The sequence below is a fragment of the Methylobacterium brachythecii genome (assembly GCF_014196345.1).
Lineage (GTDB): Bacteria > Pseudomonadota > Alphaproteobacteria > Rhizobiales > Beijerinckiaceae > Methylobacterium > Methylobacterium brachythecii.
In genome coordinates, this window is the sequence record NZ_JACIDN010000002.1 from 279667 (window position 1) to 293470 (window position 13804).

General features: G+C 68.8%; 15 protein-coding genes. 5 read left to right on the forward strand and 10 right to left on the reverse strand.

Features of this window, described 5'->3' with window-relative positions; genetic code table 11:
* Window positions 1-74 precede the first annotated feature (74 nt).
* Window positions 75-539, reverse strand: coding sequence for a YcgN family cysteine cluster protein (locus tag GGR33_RS05340; RefSeq protein ID WP_183502665.1), 465 nt, complete (start codon window positions 537-539; stop codon window positions 75-77).
* 272 nt (window positions 540-811) lie between these two features.
* Between GGR33_RS05340 and GGR33_RS05345 the strand changes: the two genes are divergently transcribed.
* Genes GGR33_RS05345 through GGR33_RS05355 form a run of 3 tightly spaced genes read left to right on the forward strand, consistent with a single transcriptional unit; the run spans window position 812 to window position 4406 of the window.
* A complete protein-coding gene (locus tag GGR33_RS05345) occupies window positions 812-3076 on the forward strand; it encodes a transglycosylase domain-containing protein (protein WP_183502667.1) in 2265 nt (754 codons plus the stop codon).
* Window positions 3077-3108: 32 nt separating this feature from the next.
* Window positions 3109-3798 carry a DUF1214 domain-containing protein gene (locus GGR33_RS05350; protein WP_183503535.1) on the forward strand — a complete coding sequence of 230 codons (690 nt, stop codon included), beginning with the start codon at window positions 3109-3111 and terminating at the stop codon, window positions 3796-3798.
* On the forward strand, window positions 3795-4406 hold the full coding sequence (locus tag GGR33_RS05355) for a DUF1254 domain-containing protein (protein ID WP_425488744.1): 612 nt from the start codon (window positions 3795-3797) through the stop codon (window positions 4404-4406). Before GGR33_RS05350 ends, GGR33_RS05355 begins: the two co-directional genes overlap by 4 nt.
* Window positions 4407-4409: 3 nt before the next feature.
* Here the strand turns inward: GGR33_RS05355 and GGR33_RS05360 are convergent, their stop codons facing one another.
* Genes GGR33_RS05360 through GGR33_RS05375 form a run of 4 tightly spaced genes read right to left on the reverse strand, consistent with a single transcriptional unit; the run spans window position 4410 to window position 6712 of the window.
* On the reverse strand, window positions 4410-4967 hold the full coding sequence (locus tag GGR33_RS05360) for a DNA-3-methyladenine glycosylase (protein ID WP_183502671.1): 558 nt from the start codon (window positions 4965-4967) through the stop codon (window positions 4410-4412).
* 8 nt (window positions 4968-4975) lie between these two features.
* Window positions 4976-5656 (reverse strand): ribonuclease HI, encoded by a 681-nt coding sequence (gene rnhA, locus GGR33_RS05365; RefSeq protein ID WP_183502673.1) that lies wholly within the window; start codon window positions 5654-5656, stop codon window positions 4976-4978.
* 43 nt (window positions 5657-5699) lie between these two features.
* Complete coding sequence (locus GGR33_RS05370) at window positions 5700-6500, reverse strand: hypothetical protein (RefSeq protein ID WP_284211304.1); 801 nt, start codon at window positions 6498-6500, stop codon at window positions 5700-5702.
* Window positions 6497-6712 (reverse strand): hypothetical protein, encoded by a 216-nt coding sequence (locus tag GGR33_RS05375; protein WP_183502675.1) that lies wholly within the window; start codon window positions 6710-6712, stop codon window positions 6497-6499. The genes GGR33_RS05370 and GGR33_RS05375 overlap by 4 nt, the downstream gene beginning before the upstream one ends.
* Before the next feature lie 506 nt (window positions 6713-7218).
* On the opposite strand from GGR33_RS05375, the gene GGR33_RS05380 reads away from it, so the two are divergent.
* A complete protein-coding gene (locus tag GGR33_RS05380; protein ID WP_183502677.1) occupies window positions 7219-7515 on the forward strand; it encodes a hypothetical protein in 297 nt (98 codons plus the stop codon).
* Window positions 7516-7566: 51 nt separating this feature from the next.
* Window positions 7567-8514, forward strand: a complete 948-nt coding sequence (gene gshB, locus GGR33_RS05385; protein WP_183502678.1) for a glutathione synthase — start codon at window positions 7567-7569, stop codon at window positions 8512-8514.
* Between the two features lie 6 nt (window positions 8515-8520).
* Here gshB and GGR33_RS05390 read toward each other — a convergent pair whose 3' ends face one another.
* The 5 genes from GGR33_RS05390 to GGR33_RS05410 form a co-directional block, all read right to left on the reverse strand.
* Window positions 8521-10122, reverse strand: a complete 1602-nt coding sequence (locus GGR33_RS05390; RefSeq protein WP_183502680.1) for a Na+/H+ antiporter — start codon at window positions 10120-10122, stop codon at window positions 8521-8523.
* A gap of 80 nt (window positions 10123-10202) precedes the next feature.
* Window positions 10203-11825 (reverse strand): cation:proton antiporter, encoded by a 1623-nt coding sequence (locus GGR33_RS05395; RefSeq protein ID WP_183502682.1) that lies wholly within the window; start codon window positions 11823-11825, stop codon window positions 10203-10205.
* A gap of 81 nt (window positions 11826-11906) precedes the next feature.
* Window positions 11907-12347: a hypothetical protein gene (locus GGR33_RS05400; protein WP_183502684.1), complete on the reverse strand. Its 441-nt coding sequence runs from the start codon at window positions 12345-12347 to the stop codon at window positions 11907-11909.
* Window positions 12348-12473: 126 nt separating this feature from the next.
* A complete protein-coding gene (locus tag GGR33_RS05405) occupies window positions 12474-12845 on the reverse strand; it encodes a DUF2147 domain-containing protein (protein ID WP_246412893.1) in 372 nt (123 codons plus the stop codon).
* A 164-nt stretch (window positions 12846-13009) separates the two neighbouring features.
* Window positions 13010-13657 (reverse strand): hypothetical protein, encoded by a 648-nt coding sequence (locus GGR33_RS05410; protein ID WP_183502688.1) that lies wholly within the window; start codon window positions 13655-13657, stop codon window positions 13010-13012.
* Window positions 13658-13804: the final 147 nt, after the last annotated feature.

Consider the following 13804-nt stretch of genomic DNA (forward strand, 5'->3'; position numbering starts at 1 on the left):
GCCGGATCAAGCCCGTGGACGGCCAGGCACCGGACGCGGTCTCGGCGGCGGCAGGTGGTCACGCGCGCTGGCGCTCAGTCGGTTTCGCCCGGCCAGCCCACGATGCGGTCGACGAGCTCGTCCTCGGTGAACTCCTCCTCGTTGCCAGCGACCCGTCCGCGCACCGAGATCCCGGCCTCGTGAACGCTCGCCCTGCGCCCCGACACCAGCGGATGCCAGGGCAGCAGGTCGCGGCCCTCGCGCACGAGCCGGTAAGCGCAGGTCGGCGGCAGCCAGGGGATTTCGCGCACCGCCTCGGGCGTCAGCCGCACGCAATCCGGCACCCTCTTGGCGCGGTTCCGATAGTCGCGGCAGCGGCAGGCATGGGCGTCGAGCAGGGTGCAGCCAATATCGGTGTGGTGGATCTCGCCGGTATCGTCGTCTTCGAGCTTGAGCAGGCAGCAGCGCCCACAGCCGTCGCACAGGCTCTCCCACTCGGTCGAGTTCATCTCGTCGAGGGACTTCGTGCGCCAGAAGGGAGGGTGACCTGTCTCCGTCATCGCGTGCTCGTGCCGCAGGCGGGACCATCAGGCAAGGGCAGCCGATGCCACGCCGTGCGCCGCCACCCGGCCGCCCCATTGTCGCATCAAGGTTAACGAAAGCTTTCGGCCGCTCGGAACCGCAGGAACGCGCGTCCGAGCGTTCGTGACGCGATCGCGAACCTCGCGCGCGGTTGCGAGCCTTGATACAAGAGGATCGGTCGGATCGGCTCGGCGCTCGTTGCGTGCCAAGCTGGCTCATGACCGGGTCATCCGAGGAACCGGACAAAGCCGTGCGCCTGCCCAGCCTCACCGCGATCAAGACCCGGATCAGCCGCGCGGCCCTCGCCTTCGACGCCTGGGTCAATGCCAGCCTCTACGAGGGTGGGCGTTCGTCGGGCGAGTCCTACGAGCGTTTCCGCGAGCGCATGGCGGTGTTCGCCTTTACCGGCTGGAAGCGCTTCGTGCTGGATCTGACGAGCGAGGCGGCCACCGTCGGTGCGGCCGGCGCGATGTTCGTTCTCTTCCTGGCGCAATCAGCCTTCAACCTCACGAGCGAGCAGGGTTGGCTGAAGGAGCAGGACCTCGCGGTCACCTTCCTCGACCGTTACGGCAACGAGGTCGGGCGGCGCGGCATCAAGCACGACGACTCGCTCAAGCTCAACGACTTCCCGGACCTGATGATCAAGGCGCTGCTCTCCACCGAGGACCGGCGCTTCTACGAGCATTACGGCATCGACCCGATCGGTACGGCCCGTGCGCTCGTCTCGAATTCGAGCGGCAAGGGCAACGTCCAGGGCGGCTCGACCCTGACCCAGCAGCTCGCCAAGAACCTGTTCCTGTCCAACGAGCGCTCGCTGGAGCGCAAGATCAACGAGGCGTTCCTGGCCTTCTGGCTCGAGAACCACCTCACCAAGAACCAGATCCTGAAGCTCTATCTCGACCGCGCCTATATGGGCGGCGGCACTTTCGGCGCGGTGGCGGCGGCCGACTATTATTTCGGCAAGCGCCTGCAGGACGTGACATTGGCCGAGGCCGCGATGCTCGCCGGCTTGTTCAAGGCGCCGACCAAGTATTCGCCCAACGTCAACCTGCCCGCCGCCCGCGGCCGCGCCGTCGATGTGCTGCACAACATGGTCGAGGCCGGCTTCGTCACCGAGGGTCAGATCCAGACGGCGCTCCGCAACCCGGCGACGCCGGTGGTGCGCGCCAAGGACGTCACCGCCGACTACTATCTCGACTGGGCCTTCACCGAGGTGAAGCGCCTCGCCGATGCCGGCAAGCTGAAGAACGACCGCGTCCTCACCGTGAAGACGGCGCTCGACATCCGCATCCAGAAGAGCGCCGACCAGGCGATCGAGAACATGCTGCGCCGCTACGGCGACAGCTACGACGTCGATGAGGCCGGCGTGGTGATCGCCGATCCCGATGGCGGCGTGCGCGCCATGGTCGGCGGCGCCGATTACGGCGAGAGCCAGTTCAACCGGGCGGTCGACGCGATGCGCCAGCCCGGCTCCTCGTTCAAACCCTACGTCTACTCCGCCGCCTTGGCGTCCGGGCTGTTCAAGCCGGAGACAGCGGTGGTCGATTCGCCGGTCTGCGTCGGCAACTGGTGCCCGCAGAATTACGGGCGCTCCTATTCCGGACGCCAGCCGATGTGGCTCGCCGTCGCGAAATCGATCAACACGATCCCGATCAAGATCTCGATCGCCCTCGGCAAGGGCATGGGCATCACCAACGAGTGGAAGGCCGCGAAGGCCGGCCGCGAGAAGATCATCGAGATGGCGCATGCGATGGGTGTGACGTCGCCGTTGCCCGACACGGTCTCACTGCCCATCGGTGCCGACGACATCACGGTGCTGGATCAGGCCTCGGGCTTCGCCGTCTTCGCCAATGGCGGACGCTACGCCCGCGCCTTCGCCGCGACCGAGATCAGGAATTCGAGCGGAGACGTGATCTACCGGCGCACAGACGACCCGGCTCCCCAGGTGCTGTCGAGCAAGGTCACCGCCGACATGAACTACATGCTGAACAAGGTCGTCGAGGAGGGCACCGCCCGGAAGGCCCAGATCGAGGGCTGGAAGGTCGCGGGCAAGACCGGCACCACCAACAACTACCGCGACGCCTGGTTCGTCGGCTATACTGGCGCCCTCGTCGGCGCCGTCTGGTTCGGCAACGACGACCACAGCACGACGAACAAGATGACCGGCGGCTCGCTGCCCGCGATGGCGTGGCACGAGATCATGGAGCCGGCTCACCAGGGCATCGAAGTCAAGCCGTTGCCCGGCCTCGACGAGCGTTCGAAGCCTGCGCAGGCCGCCCAGACGGCGCAGGGTCCGGCGCCGATCAACGCGGCGGCGAGCGCGGCCGGCAAGCTGTCGCGGCGGTCCTTCGAGGTGATGTCGGGGATCAACGGGCTGTTCCGCTCGATCGATGGCGGCCAGGCGGCCGCGAAGCCCGATTCCGGAAAGCCGTTCAAATCCGGCGCGATCACGCCCGGCCGCCAAGGCATCGTTCCCGTCGACGTGGCCGAAGGCGGCCGCTTCGGGACGCCGTGAGCCGGCGATCCGTGAACGCACTCACCCGCATCATGACCGGCGCGATCATCGCGCGCACCCGGCGCGCACCGGCGGACGCGCGGCTCCGCGAGCGCGGCGCCCGCATCGGCGGCGTGCTCGGCGGCATCCTGCGCCGGACGTCGCAGACCGGCTTCGTGCTCTATGCGCTCGCGCTCGGCGCCGCCCTCGGCCTCGCGAGCGCCGACTTCGCGACGAGCGGCGGCTACCCGGTCGGCGGCACCACGATCGGCGCCTGGACGGCCTGGGCGAAAACCGGCGCGGTCGACGCCGATCCCTATTCCCGCGCCGTGAATGCCCGGCGCGGTGAGATCCCCCTCGCCCTCGGCGAGGGCCTGTTGCTGACCGCCGCCAGGGACGATAGCGGCCGGCGCCTCGACGCGTCCTGCACCTACAGCGTCGGCGGCGCGGTTCCACCGGCGCGGGCCTGGACGCTCACGATCGGCGGTCGCGGCGCGGTCGATCCGGCCGCGAAACCCGTGCGAGAGGCCTTCACCTCGACCGAGATCCTGCGAGAGGCGGACGACCGCTTCGTCATCACCATCGGCCAGGAGGTGCAGAGCGGCAACTGGCTGCCGATGCCGCGCCCGAGTGGCCCGGTGCGCCTCGCTTTGCGCCTCTACGACACCCCGGTCGCCGCGAGCGTCGGTAGCCTCGACCGCAACACCGTGCCGGCCATCACGCGCCTCGGATGCAAGCGATGAGCACCCGCAGCCGCTTCATCCTGGCGACCCTGTGCGCGCTGGTGCTCGCCGGCATCGTTCATATCGTCACGGTTCGGGCGATTCCCTATTTCGCGGAAGAGGATGCCTTCTCTCTCGCCCGCAAGAGCGAGAGCCTCGACCATCCCCTGCGCATCCACTCGCTGGCCGTCGCCGGGACCCCCGCGCCGGCGCAGGGCTGGCTGCCGGTGCCCGACCCGGCGGTGGCGGTCGGGGTCTGCGCCTACGATCTCGACGACGGCCCGATGCGCGTCTCGGCGCGCGTCTCCTCGCTGAACCTGTCGATCGCCGTACATGGCCGGAAAGGCGCGTTCTACGCCGTGACCGATCAGGCGGCGGTACGCGGCTCCCTCGACCTCGTGATCATGACACGCGCGCAGCTCGACGAGGCACTGGCCTCGGCGGACGAGAACGAGGTCAACCGCGACGTCCGCATCGTCGCGCCCGAGCGGGAGGGCTTCGCGGTGGTGCGGGTGATCGCCGGCCTGCCGAGCCAGAACGCCATGGCCAACGAGGCGGTCGACGCCGTGTCGTGCTCGATCGACGCGCCGGACGAGCCCACCGACGCGAACGGCAAGCCCGACGGCTGAGCCTCAATCCCTCGGTCTCGGCAGCGGCTTGCTGACGAAACGCGATCCGGCGAGCACGAAGCGCCAGGGCGTCTCGACGCCGCGGCTGATGCCGATGCGCGTGCCGGCCGCGACGTTCACCGGGGCAGCCGGCTCACGCCAAGCGAAGGGCGGCCGATCCAGCGGTAATCCGTCCTGCACCAAGTTGATGGCGAGCGCCTGAGACAGACGGCCCGGCCCGGCGCAGAGCAGCCGAGGTTCGCTCAGGCCCCTGCGTGCGCGCATCGCGTCCAGGCCATCGGTCGGTTCGAGGGCGCGCAGCAGTACGGCGCTGGCCGGTTCGCAGACCAGATTCAGGCACCAGTGCAGGCCATAGGAGCGGTAGACGTAGGCATGGCCGGGCGGGCCGAACATGCTGGCGTTGCGCCGGGTCGGACCCGCGAAACTGTGCGAGGCCGGGTCTTCGCGATCGTAGGCCTCGGTCTCGACGACGATGCCGCCAACGCCCGCGACGAGAAGCGTGTGCCCGATCAGATCTGCCGCGACCACAGCGGCTGGACGGGCGAAAAAGGCCGGATCCACGCTGCCGGTCAGAACAGCTCGCCGGGTCGCGGTGCGGCGCTCTCCAGCGCGACTTCTTTGCGGATGCGGGCGACGCGCTCGGGGCCGAGTTCGAGCGCGAACCTCAGGGCCTCGGCGACAAACGCCTCCGTGGGGAGACCGGCCCGCTCGGCCGCCTGGGCGACCGCATCGGCGAGGCCGGCGTCGACCTTCATCGAAACGGTGGCCGCCGCCGGCACGGCCGAGGGCTTCTCGACCGACGCTTCCTCCACCGCCGGGAGGCCGAGGGCCACGCGCCGTCCCGCGGCGGCGAGCCGGTCTGCGCGCTCATTGCCAGCCTCGCCGGAATGGCCGCGCACCCAGGTCCAGCGCACGTCGCGGCTGCGGGCGAGCGCGTCGAGGCGCTCCATCAGGTCGACGTTCTTCACCGGGCCGTTCGCGGTGCGCCAGCCGCGCCGCTTCCAGCCCGGTATCCACTCGGTCACGGATTTGACGACGTACTGGCTGTCGCAGCGCATCTCGATCGCCGTCCCTTCCGGGAAATATTCGAGCGCACTGATCGCGGCGGTCAGTTCCATGCGGTTGTTGGTGGTGACGAGCTCACCGCCATGCAGTTCCACCGGCGCATCGGGGATCTGGATGACGACACCCCAGCCACCGGGACCGGGATTGGGATCGCAGCCGCCATCGGCATAGACGATGGTTCGCATCTCGGGACTCGTGGAATCGGGGGGGACCAGCCGGCGGACGGTTTCAGTACTTTGCGACCACCGTCGGGGCCAGCCTGGCCACCGGTGCAGCGGTCTGGACGAGGCCACAGCGTGCCTCGGCCTCCGCTGGCAGCAGTCCGGCGAGGATCACGCGGCGCTCGTCGAGGAAGGTCACGGCGCGCTCGGCGCCGACCGCCTCGCGTCCCGGCATCTCGACGATGAAATGCTCGAGCGCGTAGCGATAGCGGGCGACGCGAAGCCCGGTTTCAAGGCGGACCCAGGCGATCAGGCAACGGTTCTCCGCCACCCGCATGGCCGCGTCGCGCACGTCGTCGTCGTTGAGGCTCTTCGTGAAGGGCAGGCTGCGCAGTCGCAGCTTGTCGGCCTCGATCACCCGCGCGGCGGATGCGGCGAAGGGCGGGATCAGGCGGCCATCCGCGGTGGCGTCCTCGGAGAGACGGCCGTAGCGCGAGGACGGCGAACGGAACGCGCCTGCGATCAGCTCGTCGTGATAGCCCTCGATATCGTTTTCCCGCCAGCTCGGCGGCAGCACGCGCGCGCGCGTCAAATTCGCGATCGCGTCGAGGAAGGCGGCACGTCCCTGCGCCGGCATCAGGAAGCGCCACGCTCGGTCGCGGAGCAAGTGCTCGTCATCGGTGAGCGGAAAGGACGAGGAGGGCTCGTCGCGGATGCCTGCCGCGATGGAGCCGGTGGTATCGATCAGGGAATTCCAGGCGCTCGGCGCCGGCCTTCCGAAATCGCCCTCCTGGGCGCAGCCGCCGATCAGACAGAGGCCGGCGATCGACAGGAGCCGCGGGAGACCAGGTTTGAACCCCGGTGTCACGAGCGCTTGCGCTGCCGGACCGGCCGCTCCTCCTGCACCTCCGGCATCCGCTCGTAACGGACGCCCGTGAAGAGCAGGATCTGGCCCATGGGTTCGGTATCGGACGCGTCGCGCCGGAAACGGCGCGTGCCGGACGAGGTGAGCGCGATCACCGTCGCCGACGGCCGATGCTCCGCCTCGCGGCTTTTCGACAAGGTGTTGCGGGAGTTCATGCGGATGATCCCGTGCGGTTCCGTGCGGCTGTCGTTCCGGTCACCCGTCGGGGGTGCGTGTATCGGTACGAGGTCACCGGACGAAGGATCCGCCCGGCTTGGCGCTGGGCAAGATCAGCACGGCATCGTTAACGGAGGGTTTCCAAGCCGAAATCGCATCCGTCCCGACGCAACTCTGCAACAGCGGCAGACGCCGGCTTCGGAAGGCACTGGCGCCTGCCGAGATCGGCTGCGCGACGTCCTGAAACGGCACGGCCATGCCGTTCGGCCCGCCTCTTGCATTATAGGTTTTGCCCAAGGCGGGCGTTTCCTCCCTTCGACTTCGGCCCCGCTCACCCCAGAGCGGGGCCTCTTCGTATCTGCGGAGGCGTCCCCCCTGTGTTGCCCGTAAGCGACCCATGCTGCCGATCGGGTGTCTCCGGCAATCCGACGCGCTTGCTTACGTCGGGCGGCGCCCGATATGCCGTCTCGAAACGCCATGAGCGCAAGCGCATGAGGACATCAGGATGAATTCGGATTCGGCACGATTCGGGAGGCCGACGAAGGGCCTGTCGACGGTACTGACGATTGCGCCGCTCGCCCTGCTCCTCGCCGCCACTGGCCCTGCCCTCGCGCAGCGCGACGATCCCGGCCTTCAGCTCAACTGCGCCAACGACTTCTTCCGCCTATGCGCTGGCGTCGATCCGAACGGCTCCGAGGCCGACGACTGCATGAATCGCAACCGCCCCCGGCTCTCGCCCGAGTGCAAGGCGGCGATCGGCGATTATGATCGCAAGTCCTCCAGCAAGGCTGGCAGGCGCTAGACCTCACCAACGGCCGGAGGGGGCCACCTCCCACCAACATCGAGGATATCCATGGCCCTCACCGTCGCGGTCCAGATGGACCCGATCCAGGCGATCCGCATCGCCGGAGACACGACCTTCGCACTGATGCTCGAGGCTCAGGCGCGGGGGCATCGCCTGCTTTACTACACGCCCGACCGGCTCTCGATGCAGGGTCGGCGCGTCGTCGCTCGCGTCGAGCCGGTGACGGTGCAGGACGTCGAGGGCGCGCATGCCGTGCTCGGCTCGATCGAACGGGTCGAGCTGACGCAGACGGACGTGGTGCTGATGCGCCAGGATCCGCCCTTCGACATGGCCTATATCACGGCGACGCACATGCTGGAGGCGATTACCGGCGAGACGCTGGTGGTCAACAACCCGGCCGAGGTGCGCAACGCGCCCGAAAAACTGTTCGTCCTCGATTTCCCCGAGCTGATGCCGCCGACCCTGATCTCGCGCGACAGGGCAGAGATCGAGGCCTTCCGCAAGGAGCACGGCACCATCGCGATGAAGCCGCTTCACGGGCATGGCGGCGCCGCGGTGTTCCGGGTGACGGAGGACGATCCGAACTTCGGCTCGATGTTCGATCTCTTCTCTGTGACCTTCCGCGAGCAATGGGTGGTTCAGCGCTTCCTCGACAAGGTCTCCGAGGGCGACAAGCGCATCATCCTGGTCGACGGCGAGCCGATGGGTGCGATCAATCGCGTGCCGGCCAAGGGCGACATTCGGTCCAACATGGTGCGCGGCGGAGCGGCCGGCGCCTCAGACCTCACCGATCGCGAGCGCGAGATCTGCGCAACGATCGGTCCGGAGCTGAAGCGCCGCGGCCTGATCCTCGTCGGCATCGACGTGATCGACGGGCATCTGACCGAGATCAACGTGACCTCGCCGACGGGCATCCGCGCCATCAAGCGACTTGGTGGGCCGGACCTCGCGGTGTCGGTCTGGGATGCGATCGAGGGACGTCTCGGCCGCAGCTAACCGCTGTCAGTGGCCGCCGACCCCCACTGTCGCAAGGCGCTTCAGCCGGAGCTCTTCGAGATCGAGCTCGCTTTCGAGTGACCGCAGGACCGAGACGTGGATCTGGTTCTCGCGATGGAGCTTGATCAGCGCATCGCGTCCCGCGCGATGCGCCAGGAGCGCCGCCTCGAAATGCGCGTCGCGGTCGGCCAATCGGCCGATCCCCGCGTCGCGGGTCCAGGTCACGGCGCGGACGCGCTTGCGGTACTCCTCGGTGAGTTTCGGATGCAGCAGCTCGTCGGAGCCTGCGACTCGGGTCGCTTCGAGCGCATCGAGCCCGGCCTGGGCCACAACGACGCGTGCGCCGACGAGATCGAGCGGCTCTGCGGCCGCGCCGCTCGCGGCTTCGAGCTTGAGCAGCTTGATCAGCGGCCCGAGCGTCAGCCCCTGAACCAGCACCGTGAACAGGATGACCGCGAAGGACGCGAGCAGCACCGCGTCGCGACCCGGAAATTCCAACGGCAGCGCCAGGGCCGCCGCCAGGCTGACGACGCCGCGCATGCCGGCCCAGCCCACGATGATCGGCATTGCGAGCGGCGGCGAGGGATCGCGTTCGCGCAGGGACCGCGAAAGCCAGCGCGGCAGATAGGTCGCCGGAAACACCCAGACGAAGCGCGAGATCACGACCACGGCCGAGACCGCGAGCGCCAGGGGCAGCGCCTCCCGGAACACCTCGCCCTCACTCATCCGCTCCAGCACGCCGCGTAGCGCCAGGCCTATGAGCACGAAAACGAGTGCTTCCAGGACGTAGACCACGAAGCCCCAGACGGCGACCGCCTGCATGCGGACCTGCGCGCCGAGCAGCTCATGCTCGCGCGAGCCCATCATCAATCCGCAGGCGACCACGGCGAGCACGCCCGAGGCGTGCACCCGCTCGGCCAGGATGTAGCTCGCCCAGGCGACGAGGAAGGTCAGCACGATCAGGATCAGGCCGTCCGTGATGCGTCGGAACAACCAGTTCATGACGAGACCGATCAGCACACCGATGCCGATCCCGCCGACGGCCAGCCAGAGGAAGCTGGCACCGGCCTCGACCGCGCTGAAGGCGCCGGTCAGCGCGGCTGCGACCGCGAAGCGGTAGAGCACGAGACCCGAGGCATCGTTCACGAGGCTCTCGCCTTCGAGGATCGTGGTGAGCCTGCGGGGCAGCGTCAGATGTTCGAGCACGGCCTTGGCGGCGACCGCATCGGGCGGCGAGACGATCGCGCCGAGCGCAAAACAGGCTCCCCAGGGCAGCGACGGCATCACGAGATGCGCGACGACGCCGACCGCGAAAGTGGTGAAGGCCACGGCCCCCACCGAGAGCATCAGGATCGGCCGGAGCTCGGCCTTGAAGTCCCGCCACACCGTGAACCAGGCCGAGGATTGCAGGAGCGGCGGCAGGAACAGGACCATGATCAGGTCCGGGTCGAGCTGGACGGCCGGAAGATGCGGAACGAGCGCCAGCGCCATCCCGCCGATCACCAGCGCCACGGCCGGGGGCAGCCGGAGCCGCGCGGCGGCGAGCGACAGCACCACCGCCAGACCGACGAGGACGAGCACGAGTTCGAGAAGCGCGACGGGGGTCATTGAGACGAGTCTTCCGCTGGCCCCGAGAAGCCGACACCACGCAAAAGCCTACCTAGAATTGCTACGTCAACCGGCCAAGCTCAGGTTTCCGCCCGAGGCGTCGCGCTCAATTCAGTCCAGTCGAACTCTTCCTCCAGGACGAAGAAGGCGTCGTCGCCGATCTCGCCGGCCCGGCGCAGGGCGAGGATGCGCTCGCGGGCGGCCTGGATCGCCCGGCGGCGGGCATCGTCGGCCGGCAGGTTTTCGGGCGCCAGCCCCTCCTCGTGCTCCTCCGCCTCCTCGACGACCAGCCGAAACTCCCGGCGCAGCGCCTCGGCGATCTCGGACTCGTCGCCCTCCAGGCTGCGGATCGCCGCGCCGTAGGCCTCCGCACGGCCCCAGCCGATCTCGTGCCCGACGGGATCGGTGTCCTCGAGCTTCAGCCAGGCCAGCAGCGGGCGCAGGGTCAGCCCCTGGATCACCAGCGTGCCGAGCACCACGGCGAAGGCGGTGAGCACGATCAGGTCGCGATAGGGAAAGCCGCCATTGGGGCCGCCCTCCGGCAGCGCCAGGGCGCCGGCGATGGTGACGAGGCCGCGCATCCCCGCCCAGGACACCGCGAAGCCGGCGCCCGGCCCGAGATCCGGGGGCTCGCGCCCGCCGGCCGCGATGCCCTTGCGGAAGGCGTTTCCGAGATCGAGCACGGAGTCTTTCGGAGCGCGCGCCTTCGCCGAGAAGCCGATCCGCCGGATACCGCTCGCCGGCAGCACCCAGGCGATCCTTACCAGGATCACCGTGAGCAACACGGAGCCGGCGACGAGGGCGTAGGGGAGATGCTCGGTGGCGTGGAGCCGTTCGAGGATCGGGCCGATCTGGTTGCCGATCAGCACGAAGGCCAGCACGTTCAGGACGAAGATCGCCGTATCCCAGACCGCATAGGACAGGATGCGCGGGCGCGGCGCCGTCTGTTCTGGGGTGTAACGCGCCACCGTGACCGCGAAGCTGACGACCGTGAGCACGCCCGACAGCTCCACGGCCTCGGCGGCGATCCACACGCCGAAGGCGGCGGCGAATTGCAGGACGATGCTGCTCGCCGGGTCGCGCACCCAGCGCATCGCAAAGAGGTAGACCCGGCCGACGAGGGGCCCGGCGATCAGGCTGCCGATCACCCCGATCAGAAAGGCCGGCGCGACCTCGGACAGGCTGAACTGGCCGGTGACCGCTGCGGCGACGCCGAGCCGGTAGATCAACAGGGAGGCCGCATCGTTGAGCAGGCTCTCGCCGCGCAGGATGGTGGTGAGTCGGTGCGGCAGCGGAACATGTGCGAGCACCGAGAGCGCCGCCACGGCATCCGGGGGCGCCACGATCGCGCCGAGCACGATCGCCGCCGAGAGCGGCATGCCGGGCACTAGCAGCTTGGCCACGATCGCCACCGCCGCCGTGGTCACCGCCACCGCGCCGACGGCGAGGCCGGCGACCGGCCGCCAGTTGATGCGCATGTCGCGCAGCGAGGTCGCGTAGCCCGCATCGACCAGGACGGGCGCCAGGAACAGAGCCAGCGCCAGATCGGGATCGAGCCGCAGGTTTGGGAAGCCCGGCACCAGGGCGAGCACGACCCCGCCGAGGGCGAGGAAGGCCGGATACGGCGCGCCGATGCGCCGCGCCAACCCCGCCAGCAGCACGGCCCCGACCAGAACCGCGACGATCCACTCGAACACGAACATGTCGAACGGCAGATAGAGCGATGCAGGCCGGTCGGGAGACGATTCCCAATGTCGCAGAAAGCTGCCGGGCCGGCTCGGCCGCTACTTGGCCGGCGCGGCCTCCGGAGCCTTGGCCGGCGGAGGAGCCGGCGGTGTCTCGCCTGCTGCCACTGGCTGGAGCACGTTCTTGGCGATGTTGCCCTCCGGGCCGTACTCGCCGGCCACGGCGATGCAGGACTGCTCGCGATGCAGCGCCATATCGTTCGACATCATCGTGAACATGCCCTGGATATGCGACCCGAACGCGCCGCGCGGCCCGACATCCTCCGCCTTGACGTTCATCTTGGCCAGGAGCGCATCGAATTCGGGCACGCCGATCCGGTAACCGCAGACGTTCGAGGCGGCGTAGACATAGGCGGCGAGCGTCAGGGCTTGCGGGGCCGGCGCATTCCGAATGGGCTTCGGGGGCGCCGCATCCTCTGCCGCGGCGGGAAGCGTGGCTTCCGCAAGCAGACCGGCAATCAGGAGAATTCGAAACATCATCGTGGGCGTTCCTCGGATCGGGCGGCTTCTTATGAGCCGCTCACAATGCGTCGGACATAGCCCGTGCGCTCACGCTCCTCCAAGGGACAAGAGCGCGCAGATCGAACCTCGGTGGATGGGCGAGACCTACTTCACCCGCGTCCAGGTCTGGCTCTTGCAGAGCACGCGCAGCACGCAGCCCGAAACCGCCAGGTGATCCGCGCCCTTCGGAGTCATCGAGCCCGAATAAGTCTTGCCGTCATTGGGATTGTAGAGCGTGCCCTCGAAGCCATCCGCGGTCGGGGACGTGGTCGAGAGGATCTGAACGCCGACGAGCTTGCGGGTCTTGAGCGCCGGATCGGGATTGTTGACGTCGAGGCCCGAGCCAGTGGTGCTGGCGAGGATCCCACAATAGCCGCTCCCGCAGCGTGCCACCCGCACCTTCGATCCACTCTCCGTGAGCCAGGTGCCGCTCGGATCGCCGCCCGGCTGAGCGGATGCGGACTGGCAGGCGAGCATCGCCAGCACGACGAGAGCACATGAGCGAAGGACGCGGCTGGCGATCATGATTCCTCCTCGGGCGCATCTCGCGTGCAGCCTCATGGAGTATCGGTAGCCTGCAGCAACGGAAGCGTGCAAGCCGCTCTTCACCCGACGGCGCCGCAGAGCCCGGCGTTCGCCGCTCAGCGCTCGCCGCGCGCCAGCACCGCGCCGGTATAGGTCTCGGCCACTTCGCAGAACGGCACGCCGGCCGCCGTCGAGAGGACCGCTTCGACGTAGAACAGCTTCTTCTCCGGCCCCGGCATTTCGAGATCGGTCGGCGTCCAGAGCGTCTTCAGCGAGAGGTTGCGCCGGCTCGGTGCGAGCGGGTGGACAACGCGGCCGAACGGCGTCTGCGTGGTGTCGAGCACCTGGTTCATCTCCGGCGTCAGGCGGCCCGGCACGTACCAGTTGTCGGCTTCCGACAGGACATGCTCGCCGCAGGTCAGCCGCACGCGCCGGTAGCGGATGGGCTCGTCGGGACCAATCGCCAACCTTTCGCGCTGAATGCCTGAGAGCGGCTTGTCCGGTCCCGGAACCCGGACGGCCGTTAGATGCGGGTCGATCGCGAGTCCGCGCTCGGCGCACCAGGCCTCCAGGACGGCGGTCGCGCTATGGGCGGCGAGCAGGCGGGCACTCAGGGTCTCGATCAAGCGCTCGGTCCCGGCCCTCGCATCGGATGGACGGATCGCAGCCGGCTCCTCGGCGAGGGCGGCCGGCGCGACCGCGGCTCCGCCGACCGAGGCCGCGAGAGCCAGCACCGCGATCCGCTTGCCCCGCTCGGCTCTCATCGTCCCGTCGGCATCCGCATCCATTGCGCGCCGCAATACGGCCTCCCGCCCGATACGTCCATCGGCGACGAAGACGCGGTCCTGCTCATCGAACGAGCAATCACATTCACGCAGCCTTGCAGAACACTTGAGGAACGTCTACCGTGT